A 15158-nucleotide genomic window follows, 5' to 3' on the forward strand; every position below is an offset into this window, starting at 1 on the left:
TGGCCGGTGTCAGGCCGGCGCGCTGGTGCTCAGCCATTGGCGCACACCCTCGCCCGCCGCCACGCCACTGGCCAGGCAGGCCGTGAGCAGATAACCGCCGGTGGGCGCTTCCCAGTCCAGCATTTCGCCAGCACAGAACAGGCCGGGGCGCGCCTTCACCATCAGCCCCGCATCCAGCGCTTCCCAGCGCACACCGCCGGCGGTGCTGATGGCTTCGTTGATCGGGCGGGTTGCCTTGAGCGTGATCGGCAGGCCCTTGAGCGCGGCGGCCAGGCGCACCGGGTCGTGCATCGCGTCTTTTTCCACCAGCTCGTTGACGATGGCCATCTTGATGCCGTCCAGCCCCAGCCGGCTCTTGAGGTGGCTGGAGAGGCTGCGCGAACCGCGTGGGTGCGCCACATGCGCCAGCACCTGTTCGGCATGGCGGTCGGGCAGCAGGTCGAGTTCAAACGTGGCCTGGCCCTTGCGCGCGATTTCGTCGCGCAGCAGGCTGGAGGCGGCGTACAGCAGGCTGCCTTCCACGCCGGTTTCGGTGGCGACGAATTCGCCCTTGCGCTGGAAGCTCTGGCCCAGGCTGTCGGTGGCGCGGATGCCGACCGACTTGAAGGGCTGGCCCGCAAAACGCTCACGGAAGAACGTGCTCCAGCCGCCCGCCACCTCGAAGCCGCAGTTGCTCGGCAGCAGCGGCGCCACGTCCACGCCCGCCGCTTGCAGCGGTGGCAACCAGGCGCCATCAGACCCCAGGCGGGCCCAGCTCGCACCACCGAGTGCGAGCACGGTGGCGCGTGCCTGCACCTGCAAGGCGCCGTGCGGCGACTCGAACTGCAGCGACGCGCCCTGCTCATCCCAGCCAATCCAGCGGTGCCGCATGTGAAAGACCACCGGCGCTCCATCGCCCGAAGGATGGCGCAGGCGGTGCAGCCAGGCGCGCAGCAGCGGCGCGGCTTTCATGTCGACCGGGAACACGCGCTGCGAGCTGCCCACGAAGGTGCTGATGCCCAGGCCCGCGGCCCAGTCGCGCACGGCTTGCGGGCCAAAGGTGTCGAGCAGCGGGCGCAGGCGTTCGGCATGCGTGCCGTAGCGGCCGACGAAGGCCGACAGGGCTTCGGCGTGGGTAAGGTTCATGCCGCCCTTGCCGGCCAGCAAGAACTTGCGGCCGACCGAGGGCATGCGGTCGAACAGGTGCACCGACAGGCCGGCGCGGCTCAGCACTTCGGCGGCCATCAGGCCGGCGGGGCCGCCACCGATCACGGCGACATCAACAATCAAGGGCGAAGGCAAATCAGGACTCATTCGGAAAGGGGCGCATCGGCCAGCTCAATGAGCCGGCCCTGTGCATTGATGAAAGCGAGGCGCACCGTGTCGCCGGGCCGCGCCGCGGCCATGGCCTGGCGGTAGCCCTGCATCTGGGCCAGCAGCTCGGGCTTGTGTTCGGGGTGGGCAGCGCTCTTGTAGTCCAGCACCCACCAGTGGCCGCTGTCGCGCCGGCGCACCAGGCGGTCCAGGCGCAGCAGCGTGCCCTGGTGGAACAGCTCGACCTCGTTGCCCCAGTGGTTCAACACCTCGGCGTCCCAGGCCCAGGCGGCTTCACCGGCGACGATGCGCTGGGCCATGGCCAGGGTGTCACGCGCCTGTGCGGCGCTCAGCGCAAATTCGCGCGCCACGGCCTGCGTGTGTTCGCTGGACCAGTCGAAGCCCTGCGTGGGTGTGGGCCGCCATTGCAACAGGCGGTGCAGGGCCAGGCCGATGCGGTTGACGGTGTCGTCCACCGGTGCCGCAGGTTCGGCGGCCAGGTCGGCCACGGCGGTCGTCGTGGCTGCGGGCAAAGCGGTGAGCGCGGGCAGGCACGGCAGGCTGAAGCGCTCTGCGCCCTGCCCCGCGGCCGGGCCGACCGGTGCCACCACCGGCGGCGCTTCGGCGGCGGCGCTGAGCGGCTGCAGGCGCTGGTACCAGGTGGTGGTGTTGCGTTTGTGCGGCTCGAAACTGGAGACCACGAGGCGGATCTCGGCACGCGTCAGCGCCACGTAGAGCGCGTTGAGTTCTTCGAGCGAGCGCGCCTCCTGCTCCAGGCGCAACACGTCCACCGCGCAGGCCGGTGGCGACTTCTCGCTGGCGAGAAAGATGAAGCGGCGCGGCAAGGGGTCTTCACCCGGCCAGTCCACCAGCACGCCCATGCTCTCGGGCCGCGCCGAACCGCTGTCGGTGTCGAGCAGCAGCACGGTGTGGGCTTCCAGGCCCTTGGCGCCGTGGATGGTGAGCAGGCGCACGGCGCCGGGCGTCTGCACCGGCGTGGCCTTGATGCCGCCGGCCTTGAGCGCGCGCACCAGGCGGTAGGGTGTGAGGAAACGGCCACCGTCCTGCGCCAGCGACTGTGTGAGCAGATCACGCAGCTGCACCAACACGGCACCGCGTTGGCTGGCGGGCACGGCTTGCGCGAAGCGCGCCAGCACGTCGCCGTGGTCGTAGAGCGCCGACAGCGCGTCGTGCGGTGGCAGCGCCAGCAGCCAGCCGCGGTACAGCGCCAGGCGCAGCGCGGTCTCGCGCAGCTGGGTGGCCTGTTCGGCGTTCTGGCACAGCGCCAGCAGCTCGTGCTCGGGCAGTTCGGCGCAGCGTTGCAGCGCCTGCCACCACGAGAGGCGCGCGGGAGCGGCGGCGCTTGCATCGTCGCCACGCGGCGGCGTCCAGCGTTGGCGCAGGCGCGCGAGCTGGGCCAGGTCTTCGTCGTACCAGCCGCACAACGGGGACTTGAGCGCGTGCGCCAGGCTCAGGTCGTGGCGGGTGGACACCAGGGCGTCGAGCAGCGCCACCACGTCCTGCACCGCAGGCGCTTCACCGAGTTGCAGCTTCTCCGGCTGTTCGCTGTTGATGCCGCGTTCGCGCAAGGCTTCGTGCATCCAGGCCAGGCGTTCGCGCCGGCGCGCCAGCACCATGATGTCGTCCGGTTTGATGCGGCCATCGGCGACCTGCTCGGCCAGCCAGTCGGCCGCCTGCGCGGCTTCGAGCGCGGCCATGCTGTCTTCGGGCAAGACACGAGGTTTGACCAGGCTGTCGCGCCAGACCGTGGGGTCGCCCCCGGCCGAGGTCTCGCGCAGGCTGCGTGGCAGTTGCGGCAGGCACAGCGCTTCGCCGTCCTTGGTGCTTTCGGTGGTGTGGCTGCGGTAGTCGCTGCTGTATTCACCGGCGAGCACGGCCGCGCCCATGGCGGCGTTGAGCAGGTTCACCACGGCGGGCGCGCAGCGGCGCGTGTGGTCGCAACTCAGCAGCGCACCGGCCAGGCCCTGCACCACGAAGGCCTGCGCGGCCTTGAACACCTGCGGCTCGGCACGGCGGAAGCGGTAGATGGATTGTTTGGGGTCGCCGACCAGGAACACGTTGGGCGCTTCGCCCGGGCCGGCGCCGGCATAGGCCGACAGCCAGCCGTAGAGCGCCTGCCACTGCAGCGGGTTGGTGTCCTGGAATTCGTCGATCAGCACGTGGCGCAGCCGCGCGTCCAGCCGCTGCTGCAGCCAGCCGGAGAGTTCGGCGTCACCGAGCAGGCGGCGCGCGGCGCCTTCCACGTCGTTCATGTCGACCCAGCCGCGCTCGCGCTTGAAGGCGGCGAAGCTGCCGATCAGCACGCGCGCCAGGCGCGACAAACGTTGGTGGTGCAGCCAGGCGCGGTGCTGGCGCTGGGCGTCGAGCGTGCGTTGCGCCAAGTCTTGCGCAGCGCGCACGGCCTCGATGCCGGCGAGCTTGTCGCTGAACTTGCGCGGTTCGTCTTTCTGCGTCAGCAAGGCGGTGAGCACACCGGCGGCATCGGCCTGCGTCAGCGCCTGCTCCAGCTCCACGCCCTTGGCGGCGAAGGTGACGGCGCTGGCGCGGCCGAGGGCCTGGGCGGCTTCGCGCAACAGCGTGGCGGCGCGTGCATCCTGCACCAGCCACTGCCGGGGCGGCTCGAAGCCGGTGAACTCGGGGAAACGTTCGGCCATCGGCTCCACCGAGGCGTCCAGCACGCCGGCGGCGTCGGCCAGCACGAACTCCACGCGCTTGTCCAGGGCCTTTTTCAGCGCCACCAGCGTCTGGTGGCGGCCGTGTTCGGCCACGCTGTCCATGAAGTCCTGGCGCTCCTGCGGGTGCCGCGTCAGCGCGGCGTAGAAGCGCGGCCAGACCTGGGCCACGGCTTGTGCATCGTCTTCGAGCAGCTCGTATTGCACCGGCAGGTCCAGCTCCTGCAGCACCGACAGGGGCGCGCCGCGCAACAAGGCAGCGAACCAGCTGTGGAAGGTGCGCACCTGCACCGGGCGGCCGATGGCGGTGATGCGCGCATACAGGCTGCGCGCTTCGGGCACACGGCGCAGCGCGTCGGCATCGCTCAGGCCACGCGCGCGCAGCTCACCGGCCAACGCGTCGTCGGACAGCGTGGACCAGCGGCGCAGCTCGGTGTTGAGCCGGCTGCGCATTTCGCCCGCGGCCTTTTTGGTGAAGGTGATGGCCAGGATGTCTTGCGGCGCACAACCGTCGAGCAGCGCGCGCAGGATGCGCGAGACCAGCATCCAGGTCTTGCCCGCGCCGGCACAGGCTTCGACGGCAATGCTGCGCGCCGGGTCGCAGGCCAGCGCGTAAAAGGCTTCGCGTGCGGCGGGGGCGCCGTTGATGCGGTAGGCGGGTGCATTCATGCCGCGGCCCAGAAGTCTTTGCGGCACAGGCCACGCGCGGCGCAATACTCGCACACGCGGCCTTCGCCCAGCGCCGGCATGGGGTGGCCGGCGGCCACCCGCGCCATGTCGTGCGCGATGCCTTCGCGCAGGTGTTCACGTGCCATCAGCACCTCGGGTTGCTCCACCAGCCAGGTGGGCGTGTCCTTGCCGCCGTCGCCGCGTTTGTCGGTGATGCTGAGGTAGGCCGCGCGCAGGGTCTCGTCGGGCAGCAGCGCGGCGTAGAACGCGAGCTGGGTGTCTTCCAGCGGTTCCTTCACGCGGTCGTTGGTCTTGCTGCGGCTCTCGGTCTTGTAGTCGATCACGAACGGAATCGCGCCTTCGGGGCTGTCCTGCGCATCGATGCGGTCGAGCTTGCCGTAGAGCGTCCAGGGGCCAGCCATGGCGTTGAGCGCGGCCTCGGCCTGCACAAAACGCGGGCCGGGCTGGCCGGCCTGCGCTTCATAGCCCGCGAGCCAATCCAGGTAACCCTCACGCAGAGCCGGCCACACGGCCTGGTACGGCAGGAAGCCGGCACCGCCCTCGCCCGCGTTCAGGCCCATGGCGCTGGCGGTCTCGTTGCCCAGCTGATCGAGCCGTTCGCGGTCGACGTCGCGGCCCGGGCGTGTATCGCCGCGCTCTTCATGAAAAGCGCGCAGCACCGCGTGCAACCAGTTGCCAAGGTCGCGCTGATCGGGCTCGGCTTCGAGCTCGGGCGCCTCCACCAGGCGCAGCTGGCGCAGGGCGAAAAAGCGGTAGGGGCAGTCGCGCAAATCCTGATACGCGCTGGCCGAGAGCGACTCGGGCAACACATCGGCGGCCGAGGGTGCGGGGCGTGGCCGGGCTTGGGCGCTGAGGCCACGTTGTCCACGCGGGTCGACTTGGGTATCCGCATGCTGCGGCAGGGCCTGCACCCAGGCACTGGGCAGCACCGCCTCACCGCGCTCCTGCGTGCGCCAGAGCAGATCCAGTTCGGGCATGGCGAGGGTCGAATGCCAGGCGCTTGCTGCCGCTTCGGTCAGTGCTTCGCGCGACGGCAGGCCCAGCAGCTCGCGCTGCGCCACGGTCCACTCGCCCGGCGGTTCGGGGCTCGGGCTCAGATGCGCTTCGTCGCAGCCGGGCACCACGGTGGCGGCGAACGCGCGGCCCAGCAGCTGCGCCATGGGCAGCACCACCACGGCGGCTTCGCCCTCGTGGCGCGGCGTGAAGCTGGCACCTTCGAGCACGTCGCGCACCCAGGCGGTGAAGGCCGGGAGCGACAGTCGCGCGCCGTTGCGTGGCGCGTCGGTGCCGCGGATGGTGTCGGCCACCGCTGCCAGCTCCATCGCCGCGCCGTCACTGAGGCGCAGCGCCTGCAACAGCTGCTGGCCAGCCGGATCGGCTTCGAGCGACTCGCGCAAGCCACAGTGTTCAAGTGCCTCGGCCACGTCGCTGAGCCACTGCGTCAAGGGCCGTCCGGTCTGCAAGGCCTCCAGCACGGCGGCCAGACCCTCGGGCAGGCTGGCGCCGATGCGGTGGTGTTGCAACGCGGCCGACCAGCGCGAAATGCCGGCCTCGCGCACCTGTTGTTCGAGTTGCTGCACCTGGGCCTCGCTCCAGCGGCGCGCCTGTTTGAGCAGGTCCAGCACCTCGTCCATGGACGCACGTGCATCGGCCGCACGCAGCAGGCTCATGAGCTGTGCGGCCGCGTGGGTGGTGGAGAGCTTCCAGCCGGTTTCATCGCGCACCACCACGCCCGCACCGTGCAGCAAGGCGCTAACGCGGCGCGTGAGCAGGCGGTCGTTGGCCACCAGGGCCACCGGCGTGTGGCCGGCATTGAGCTGCTGGATCACGCAGGCAGCGGCGCGCTGGGCTTCGTCTTCGGCGTCGCCGCAGGCATGCAGGCGCACAGTGGTGCTGTCGCCCCCCCCAACCGATTCGTGCAGCGGCAACACCAGCGCGCGCTCGCCCCAGTGCGCGGCCAGCGCGTTGGCCAGCGGGTCTTGCTGGAAGCCCGGCAGCAGCACCAGCAGATCGGCGTATGCGCCGGGCCCGGCCTGCGCGCTCCACAGCACATCGGTGGCATAGGCCGAGGTGCTGGCCCAGGTGAGGGCCAGCGTGGCCAGCATGCCTTCCCAATGCAGGGACGGCTGGGACGGCACCAGGCCGGCACGCAGGGGTTCGGCCCAGGCCAGGCGCTGCTCGGGCGGCACCGCCGCGGCCAGCGGCGCCAGCTGGCGCGCTGCCTCGACCAGGCGGCTGACCATGGTGGCGCGCAAGGCGGTGTCGGCGCGCGCCGGGGCCACGCGTTCGATCAGGGCGGCGGCGATCAGGCTGTCGCGCGCCATGTCCATGCTGAGGTCACCCGGTCCGGGCAGGAAAGGTTGCAGGCTCGCGGCCCAGTTGCGGCTGGACTCGAAGCGCGGCGCAAAACCGCTCGGGTGGGCGCTGGCCCAGGCGCGTTGGCCGCCCTTCATCAGTTGCGCGTAGGGCACCAGCACCACGGCGCGTGCGGCCGGCAGGGCGCGCGCTTGCAGCGCCTCATCGAGTTGCGCCACCAGCCGCACCCAGGCCTGGTCTGCCGGATGCGGCGTCGTTGCAGGCAAGCCAGGGGCGTCGGTCGGGCTTACAGGCGGCATGGAAATGGGGGTTTCTGTCACAATGATGCGGACCGTGTGCCCAGAGGGTGTGAGAACACCTTGAACTGCCGGCACGGGCCCCAAACTGTAACCTCCCCTGTCAACGACTTTTAGGACGAATCATGGCCAGCGACCTGATCAAACACGTTTCCGATGCCAGCTTCCAGGCTGATGTGCTGGACGCCGGAGCGCCGGTGCTGGTGGACTTCTGGGCGGAGTGGTGCGGCCCTTGCAAGATGATCGCCCCCATCCTGGACGAAGTCGCAGGCTCGTACAACGGCAAGCTGCAGATCGCCAAGCTCAATGTGGACGACAACCGCGACGTGCCCGCCAAGTTCGGCATTCGTGGCATTCCCACGCTGATGCTGTTCAAGGACGGCCAGCTCGCCGCCACCAAGGTCGGCGCCGTGAGCAAGGCACAGCTGACCGCCTTCATCGACCAGCAACTGGCCTGAGTCCGCGCGGCGGGGCCCCGGGTGCAATGCCCGGGTCCCGTTTCCCCGCCAGCCGCATTTTTTTCCTGTCATAATTTGTGCCAGCAGGCCTGACAGACGCCTGCCCTTCTTTCAGCGCACCGTCCGCCATCCGGACGCCGGCGCCCCCTCCCCCGATCGTTGTCTCGACTCCCTCCCGGAGTGAATTCCATGCACCTTAACGAACTCAAGGCACTGCACGTGTCTGAAGTCCTCAAGCAGGCTGAAGCGCTTGAGATCGAAAACACTGGCCGCATGCGCAAGCAGGAGCTGATGTTCGCCATCATCAAGAAGCGCGCCAAGGGCGGCGAACTGGTGTATGCGGACGGCGTGCTGGAAGTGCTGCCCGACGGTTTCGGTTTCCTGCGCGCGCCGGACACCAGCTACACCGCCAGCACCGACGACATCTACATCTCGCCCAGCCAGATCCGCCGCTTCAACCTGCACACCGGCGACATGATCGAGGGCGAGGTTCGCATCCCCAAGGATGGCGAACGTTATTTCGCACTCAACAAGCTCGACAAGATCAACGGCCGTCCTCCCGAGGACAACAAGCACAAGATCATGTTCGAGAACCTGACGCCGCTGTTCCCCAAGGAACAGATGCGGCTCGAGCGCGACATCAAGAACGAAGAGAACATCACCGGCCGTGTGATCGACATCATCGCCCCGATCGGCCGCGGCCAACGTGCCCTGATCGTGGCGCCGCCCAAGAGCGGCAAAACGGTGATGATGCAGCACATCTGCCATGCCATCACCGCCAACCACCCCGACGTGGAACTGATGGTGCTGCTGGTCGACGAGCGTCCGGAAGAAGTGACCGAAATGCAGCGCACCGTGCGCGGCGAGGTCATTGCCTCCACCTTCGACGAACCCGCTGCGCGCCACGTGCACGTGGCCGAGATGGTGATCGAGCGCGCCAAGCGCCTGGTCGAACTCGGCAAGGACGTGGTGATCATGCTCGACTCCATCACCCGCCTGGCCCGTGCCTACAACAACGTGCTGCCCTCCAGCGGCAAGGTGCTGACCGGTGGTGTGGACGCCAACGCACTGCAACGCCCCAAGCGTTTCTTCGGCGCCGCGCGCAAGATCGAAGAAGGTGGCTCGCTCACCATCATCGCCACCGCCCTGGTCGACACCGGCAGCCGCATGGACGAAGTGATCTTTGAAGAATTCAAGGGCACGGGCAACTGCGAAATCCACCTCGACCGCCGCCTGTACGAAAAACGCGTCTTCCCCTCGATCCAGCTCAACCGCAGCGGCACCCGCCGCGAAGAGCTGCTGCTGCAGCCCGAGATCCTGCAGAAGACCCGCATCCTGCGCCAGTTCATGTACAACATGGACGAAATCGAGGCCATGGAGATGGTGCTCAAGAGCATGAAGTCGACCAAGAACAATTCGGAGTTCTTCGACATGATGCGCAGGGGCGGCTGAGTCTCCTGCTTGACGGGCCCTTCCCTTCAGGAAAAGCAGACCGGGAATGGCCTGATCGGGCCGCATCCCGGCTGTTTCTGGCTGAAAAGCGGCTGGGCCCTGGTTCCACGGCTATAATCCAAGGCTTTGCTAATTGCGGCAAGTACAACGAAATGGTTTCGTTGCGGCTGCGGCACCTGAATTGAAAGAAACGCCATGAAAGACGGCATTCACCCCAACTACCGGGAAGTCTGCTTCCAGGACCTGTCCAACGGCTTCAAATTCGTGACCCGCTCCTGCGCGAACACGAAAGAGACCATCAAGCTGGAAGACGGTCGCGAGCTGCCGCTGTACAAGCTGGACACCTCGAGCGAATCGCACCCCTTCTACACCGGCACGCAAAAAAGCGTGGACAACATGGGTGGTCGCGTGGAACGTTTCCGCAACCGCTACGGCAAGGGCACGCCAGCTGCCAAGTAAGCAGCGGGCTTCAAACCGGACACCCAGGTGCCCGGTGCCTTGCAAAAAAAAAGCAGCCTGTTCACGGCTGCTTTTTTTTCGCCCCTCTCCCTCCCATGGCTGCGGCCCACGCCGCCGGCCCCGGCCCTGTATATTCGCCGCAGTGAATCAGCCCACCCCCGCCATCGTCACGCAATCGGCCGTGCGCCGCCTGCCCCGGCTCGCACTCATCCTGTTCTGCGCCGCCTACGTGCTGCCCGGCTTCCTCGGCCGCGAGCCCTGGAAAAATGCCGACGTCTCGGCCTTCGGCGTGATGCTGGAGATGGCGCTCGGCCACAGCAGCTGGTGGAACCCGCACCTGCTGGGCCAGGCTGTGGACGAAGCCGGCCCGCTGCCCTACTGGCTGGGTGCGGTGTTCATCAAGCTGCTGCCCTTTGTCTCGCCCGAATTCGCGGTGCGCATTCCGTTTGCGCTGCTGCTCGCCCTGACGCTGGTCTGCACCTGGTACACCGTGTACCACCTGGCCCGTCAGCCGGCCGCCCAGCCGGTGGCCTTTGCCTTTGGTGGCGAGGCCCGCCCCACCGACTACGCGCGGGCCCTGGCCGACGCCGGCCTGCTGGCCCTGATGGCTTGCCTGGGCCTGGCCCAGCTCTCGCACGAAACCACGCCCGACCTGGCACGCCTGGCCTGGGTGTCGCTGCTGCTGTTCGCCGCCGCCCGGCTGGCCCATGCAGGCAACCGCCACCCGATGCGCAGCGTGCTGTGCTGGGGCATTGCGGTGCTGGCGTTGATCCTCAGTGGCGCACCCTGGATCGCGGCCCTCCTGGGCGTCGGTCTGTTGCTGGTGCTGTCCCTGTCCCGCCAGAGCGCGCGCCCCCTGGTCGCCGAAACAGGCTGGCTGACCGACACCCCGGCGCCCAAGCACGACACCCTGCTCTGGTCGGCCTTGCTGCTGGCCGCTGCCTTCGTGGTCACCGTGACCGCCGGCCTGGTGCCGGCACCGGCGTTGCAGACGCCGCTGTCGGCGATTGAATGGCAAAGCTGGGGCAGGCTGCTGGTCTGGTTCACCTGGCCGGCCTGGCCGCTGATGCTCTGGACCCTGTGGCGCTGGCGGCGCCAGCTGGTGCAGCCCCATGTGGCGCTGCCGCTTTGGGCGGTGCTGGTGAGCGTGGTCGACAGCGCCCAGTCGGACCAGCGCGACCGCGCCCTGCTGCTCGCCCTGCCCGCCCTGGCGGCCCTGGCGGCATTCGCCCTGCCCACCCTGCGCCGCAGCGTCGCGGCGCTGGTGGACTGGTTCACGCTGGTGTTCTTCTCGGGCTGCGCGCTGGTGATCTGGGTGGTCTGGTTTGCCATGCAGACCGGCGTACCGGCCAAACCCGCGGCCAACGTGGCGCGGCTGGCGCCCGGCTTCGTGCCTGAGTTTTCCTTCTGGCTGTTTGCCTTTGGCGCGCTCGCCACCGGCGCCTGGCTCTGGCTGGTGGCCTGGCGCGCGGGCCGGCACCGTGCGGCGCTGTGGAAGAGCCTGGTGCTGCCGGCTGCAGGCACCACGCTGTGCTGGCTGCTGCTCATGACGCTGTGGCTGCCGCTGCTGGACTTCGGCCGCAGCTACGGCCCGATTTCACGCAGCATCGCCCGCCTGGTGCCTGCGAACAGCTGCGTGCTGACCGACGGCCTGAGTCAGCCGCAGATCGCGGCCCTGCAGTACCACGGGCAACTGCGGCTCGTGCGCACCGAAAGCGCTGGCGATGCCGGCTGCCGCAGCCTGGTGGTGGCGCCCGAGAAGCAGGCCACCCTGGACCAGCGCGTGGACCTGACGCAGTGGGCCTTCAAGGCCACCGTCCGGCGCCTGACCGACAACAAGGAAAGCCTGCTGGTTTACCAGCGCATCAGCCGTTGAGGTGATCGCGCGGCCGCTCGCGCACTCGCGAGGGCGGCAGCGCGATGGCAAAGGTCGAACCCGCGCCGACCACGCTCTGCACATCGATGTGCCCACCATGGCGCTGCGCCACGTGCTTCACGATGGCCAGGCCCAGGCCGGTGCCGCCGGTCTCGCGTGAGCGGCTTCGGTCAACCCGATAGAAGCGCTCGGTGAGCCGCGGAATGTGTTCGGCGGCAACACCCGGACCGGTGTCGCTGACAAAAAACTCGATGCCCCCGTCCCCGCGCATGCGCCAGCCGGAGCGGATACGGCCACCCCCTGGCGTGTAACGCACGGCGTTGCTCATCAGGTTGGACATGGCGCTGAGCAACTCGGTGCGTGCGCCCGAGACCCAGACCGCAGGCCCGGGCACCGGCTCGACGTCGTGCGGCGTGGCGGAAATCGCCTGGCTCAGGCCCCGGGCTTCCTGCACCACGTGGGTCAGCAGCTCGTCACCGTCGATCCACTCACCCGGTCCGGGGGCCGGACTGCCTTCGAGGCGCGAGAGCGTGAGCAGGTCGCTGACCAGGGTCTGCATGCGATGAGCCTGCTGGCTCATGAGGTCAAGGTAACGCGAGCGGTCGGCCTCTTCCAGCGGAATGCTCTGCATGGTTTCGACGAAGCCGCTCAGCACCGTGAGCGGCGTGCGGATTTCGTGCGACACGTTGGCCACGAAGTCGCGCCGCATGGTCTCGGCCAGTTGCACCGCCGTCACGTCGCGCGTGAGCATCAGCTTGCGCTTCTTGCCGTAGGGGTGGATCTGCAGCGAAATCTTGGTCGGCTGTGAAGGCCGTGGCCCCGGGCCGTCGACCTGGATCTCGTAGGTGAAGTCGCCACCGGCCAGGTAGGCGGTGAAGGCCGGGGTGCGCACCAGGTTGCGCACGTACTGGCCCAGATCGCGTTGGGGATCAAAACCCAGGTGATTGGCGGCAGTGAGGTTGGACCATTCGATCCGGCCCGACGAATCGAGCAGCACCACGCCGTTGGGCGAGGCCTGGATGGCGGCGAGAAAATCTTCCAGCCGCGCATCGCTGCTCTGCGCCTTTTTCTCGAGCTTCTTGATCAGCTTGCGGCAGCGCTCCACGAGCTCGCCCCAGGCACCGCTGATGTTGGGTGCGCGCGAGGCTTCGGCCTTGTTGAGCCAGCGCAGCACGCGCCGGGCACGCAGTCCGTCGATGAACGACCAGACGAGCGCGCCGGCGAGGCCACCGGCAAACGTGATGGCGGCCGAGTCGTGTGTCCAGCCCCACACTGCCCCCAGTGCGACCAGGAGCAGCAGTTCGATGGCGCGACGGGTCATGCGGCGGAGATCGGGGTGCCTTGAGCCGGTTTGCCGGTCTGGTTCATCGCCGTGAGACGGTAGCCCGCGCCGCGCACCGTTTCCACCATGCCGGACGCTTCACCCAGTGACTCTCTCAATCGCTTGACATGCACGTCCACGGTACGCTCCTCGATGAACACATGGTCTCCCCAGACCTTGTCGAGCAGAGTACCACGGGTGTGGACGCGCTCGGCGTGTTTCATGAGGTAGTGCAGCAGCTTGAATTCGGTCGGGCCGACCTTGAGCTCGGAGCCGCGGAAGGTCACGCGGTAGGTGCCGGCGTCGAGTGCGAGCTCGCCGACCTGCACCGAGTCGTTGACGATCTCGGGCGCGCGGCGGCGCAGCACGGCGCGGATGCGCGCGAGCAGCTCCTGGGTGGAGAACGGCTTGGTGATGTAGTCGTCGGCGCCGGCGTCCAGGCCCTGGACCTTGTCGCTCTCGTCGCTGCGCGCGGTGAGCATCAGGATCGGCACGGTCTTGGTGCGCTCGTGCTTGCGCCACTGACGCGCCAGCACCGCACCGCTCTCGCCAGGCAACATCCAGTCGAGCAGGATCACATCGGGCAGCACCGCATCGACTTCGCGCTGGGCGGCCGCACCGTCGAACACGACGGTGGGCGCAAAGCCGTTGTGGCGCAGGTTGACCGCGATCAGCTCGGCGATGGAAGGTTCGTCCTCGACCACGAGGACGCGAGGTAGTTTTCTCATCCGGCTGCCGACTCCACGGCCGACATCGGGGCGTGTCGCACGTCTTCACCCTTGACGATGAAGATGATCTGCTCGGCGATGTTCTTGGCGTGGTCGCCCACGCGCTCGATCGACTTGGCCAGGAACAGCAGGTCCAGGCTGGGCGAGATGGTCCGGGGGTCTTCCATCATGTAGGTGATGAGCTTGCGCAGGAAGCCGTTGTACTCGTGGTCGATCGCGTCGTCGCCCTTGATGATGGCCACCGCCATGGTGGTGTCCAGGCGGGCGAACGAGTCCAGCGTCTTGCGCAGCAGGGCAGCAGCCAGGTCGGCGGCGACACGCAGCTCGGAGCTGGGCAGGTTGCGCGGCGAGCCGGTCTGGATGATGGACTTGACCATGCGGGCAATGCGCGCGACTTCGTCGCCGGCGCGTTCCAGATTCTGGGTCGTGCGCGAGATCGCCATCAGGAAGCGCAGGTCGCGTGCGGTGGGCTGGCGCCGGCCGATGGTGGAGATGATCTCGTGATCGATCTGCATCTCCATCTGGTTGATCCGGGCTTCGTTTTCCAGCACCTGCTCGGCCGACTCGAGGCTCATGTGGATCAGGGCATACACCGCCTGGTGCAGCTGGGATTCAACCAGGCCGCCCATTTCGAGCACGTTTGTGGAAATCGAGTTCAGTTCGGCGTCGAACTGGCTGGACAGATGTTTGTCGCTCATGTGGAGGGTCTCCTTGGGATCGCTGAAGGTTCGCTCGCTGGGGCTCAGCCGAAGCGGCCCGTGATGTAGTCTTCGGTTTCCGTCTTGTTCGGCTTGAAGAAGATCTGCTCGGTGGCACCGAATTCGATCAGTTCGCCCAGGTACATGTAGGCGGTGTAGTCGCTGCAGCGGGCGGCCTGCTGCATGTTGTGGGTGACGATGGCAATGGTGTAGTCCTGCTTGAGTTCGTGCACCAGCTCTTCCACCTTGCCGGTGGAGATCGGGTCCAGCGCCGAGGTGGGCTCGTCGAGCAGCAGCACCGAAGGCTTCACCGCCACGCTGCGAGCGATGCACAGGCGTTGCTGCTGGCCACCGGAGAGCGACAGGCCACTCTGGTTCAGCTTGTCCTTCACTTCGTTCCACAGCGCGGCCTTGGACAGCGCCCATTCCACGCGGTCGTCCATCTCGCCACGGCTCAGGTCTTCGTAAAGCTTCACGCCGAAGGCGATGTTGTCATAGATCGACATGGGGAACGGCGTGGGCTTCTGGAACACCATGCCGATGCGCGCGCGCAGCAGGTTGATGTCCTGCTTGGCGTCCAGGATGTTCTGGCCGTAGAAGTTGATCTGGCCTTCGGCGCGCTGGCCGGGGTACAGGCTGTACATGCGGTTGAGCGTGCGCAGCAGCGTGGACTTGCCACAACCCGAGGGGCCGATGAAGGCGGTGACCTTGCGCTCCTCGATGTTCATGTTGACGTTCTTCAGGCCCTGGAACTTGCCGTAGAAGAAGTTCAGGTTGCGCAACTCGAGCGCGTTCTTGGCGTTGGCAGTGGCGGCGGCCGGTGCTTGTGCGGTGGCGGTAGCAGGCATGTTGGGTTCCGTATCTTGAATGAGGGCTGT

The 15158-nt window shown here is 67.9% G+C and carries 11 protein-coding genes; 4 read left to right on the forward strand and 7 right to left on the reverse strand.

The genetic code is table 11. The features are described 5' to 3' along the window. Nucleotides 1–9: 9 nt before the first annotated feature. The 3 genes from HPA01S_RS02250 to HPA01S_RS02260 are packed head-to-tail and all read right to left on the reverse strand — an operon-like array spanning nt 10 to nt 7291. Nucleotides 10–1266, reverse strand: coding sequence for a TIGR03862 family flavoprotein (locus HPA01S_RS02250; protein WP_370670975.1), 1257 nt, complete (start codon nt 1264–1266; stop codon nt 10–12). Between the two features lie 23 nt (nt 1267–1289). Further along, a complete protein-coding gene (locus HPA01S_RS02255; protein ID WP_066266034.1) occupies nt 1290–4655 on the reverse strand; it encodes a UvrD-helicase domain-containing protein in 3366 nt (1121 codons plus the stop codon). Next, nucleotides 4652–7291 carry a PD-(D/E)XK nuclease family protein gene (locus tag HPA01S_RS02260; protein WP_084360391.1) on the reverse strand — a complete coding sequence of 880 codons (2640 nt, stop codon included), beginning with the start codon at nt 7289–7291 and terminating at the stop codon, nt 4652–4654. The genes HPA01S_RS02255 and HPA01S_RS02260 overlap by 4 nt, the downstream gene beginning before the upstream one ends. Before the next feature lie 122 nt (nt 7292–7413). On the opposite strand from HPA01S_RS02260, the gene trxA reads away from it, so the two are divergent. The 4 genes from trxA to HPA01S_RS02280 all read left to right on the forward strand — a co-directional run bounded on the left by trxA (nt 7414) and on the right by HPA01S_RS02280 (nt 11533). Further along, nucleotides 7414–7746, forward strand: coding sequence for a thioredoxin TrxA (gene trxA, locus HPA01S_RS02265; RefSeq protein ID WP_066266039.1), 333 nt, complete (start codon nt 7414–7416; stop codon nt 7744–7746). 189 nt (nt 7747–7935) lie between these two features. Further along, nucleotides 7936–9198: a transcription termination factor Rho gene (gene rho / locus HPA01S_RS02270; RefSeq protein ID WP_066266041.1), complete on the forward strand. Its 1263-nt coding sequence runs from the start codon at nt 7936–7938 to the stop codon at nt 9196–9198. Between the two features lie 195 nt (nt 9199–9393). After that, nucleotides 9394–9657 carry a type B 50S ribosomal protein L31 gene (locus tag HPA01S_RS02275; protein WP_066266043.1) on the forward strand — a complete coding sequence of 88 codons (264 nt, stop codon included), beginning with the start codon at nt 9394–9396 and terminating at the stop codon, nt 9655–9657. A 142-nt stretch (nt 9658–9799) separates the two neighbouring features. After that, nucleotides 9800–11533: a hypothetical protein gene (locus HPA01S_RS02280; RefSeq protein WP_066266045.1), complete on the forward strand. Its 1734-nt coding sequence runs from the start codon at nt 9800–9802 to the stop codon at nt 11531–11533. On the opposite strand, the gene phoR is transcribed toward HPA01S_RS02280, so the two are convergent. From phoR to pstB, 4 genes are read right to left on the reverse strand one after another with little or no spacing between them, the layout of a single operon-like run. Then, nucleotides 11523–12854 carry a phosphate regulon sensor histidine kinase PhoR gene (phoR, locus tag HPA01S_RS02285; RefSeq protein WP_084360392.1) on the reverse strand — a complete coding sequence of 444 codons (1332 nt, stop codon included), beginning with the start codon at nt 12852–12854 and terminating at the stop codon, nt 11523–11525. The two genes, HPA01S_RS02280 and phoR, sit on opposite strands and share 11 nt — an antisense overlap. Continuing rightward, entirely contained in the window at nt 12851–13582 is a 732-nt protein-coding gene (phoB, locus tag HPA01S_RS02290; protein ID WP_066266047.1) for a phosphate regulon transcriptional regulator PhoB, read from the reverse strand. Before phoB ends, phoR begins: the two co-directional genes overlap by 4 nt. Further along, nucleotides 13579–14280: a phosphate signaling complex protein PhoU gene (gene phoU, locus HPA01S_RS02295; RefSeq protein ID WP_066266048.1), complete on the reverse strand. Its 702-nt coding sequence runs from the start codon at nt 14278–14280 to the stop codon at nt 13579–13581. The genes phoB and phoU overlap by 4 nt, the downstream gene beginning before the upstream one ends. 44 nt (nt 14281–14324) lie before the next feature. Further along, the gene (pstB, locus tag HPA01S_RS02300; RefSeq protein ID WP_066266050.1) at nt 14325–15128 is read right to left on the reverse strand and encodes a phosphate ABC transporter ATP-binding protein PstB; all 804 of its coding nucleotides are present in this window, start codon (nt 15126–15128) and stop codon (nt 14325–14327) included. Nucleotides 15129–15158: the final 30 nt, after the last annotated feature.

The organism is Hydrogenophaga palleronii NBRC 102513 (genome assembly GCF_001571225.1).
GTDB classification, from domain to species: domain Bacteria; phylum Pseudomonadota; class Gammaproteobacteria; order Burkholderiales; family Burkholderiaceae_C; genus Hydrogenophaga; species Hydrogenophaga palleronii.

Coding starts and splice junctions, on each gene's coding strand:
- trxA (WP_066266039.1), top strand. CDS start 7,414: ATGGCCAGCGACCTGATCAAACACGTTTCCGATGCCAGCTTCCAGGCT.
- HPA01S_RS02255 (WP_066266034.1), bottom strand. CDS start 4,655: ATGAATGCACCCGCCTACCGCATCAACGGCGCCCCCGCCGCACGCGAA.
- rho (WP_066266041.1), top strand. CDS start 7,936: ATGCACCTTAACGAACTCAAGGCACTGCACGTGTCTGAAGTCCTCAAG.
- phoR (WP_084360392.1), bottom strand. CDS start 12,854: ATGACCCGTCGCGCCATCGAACTGCTGCTCCTGGTCGCACTGGGGGCA.
- HPA01S_RS02275 (WP_066266043.1), top strand. CDS start 9,394: ATGAAAGACGGCATTCACCCCAACTACCGGGAAGTCTGCTTCCAGGAC.
- phoB (WP_066266047.1), bottom strand. CDS start 13,582: ATGAGAAAACTACCTCGCGTCCTCGTGGTCGAGGACGAACCTTCCATC.
- HPA01S_RS02260 (WP_084360391.1), bottom strand. CDS start 7,291: ATGCCGCCTGTAAGCCCGACCGACGCCCCTGGCTTGCCTGCAACGACG.
- phoU (WP_066266048.1), bottom strand. CDS start 14,280: ATGAGCGACAAACATCTGTCCAGCCAGTTCGACGCCGAACTGAACTCG.
- pstB (WP_066266050.1), bottom strand. CDS start 15,128: ATGCCTGCTACCGCCACCGCACAAGCACCGGCCGCCGCCACTGCCAAC.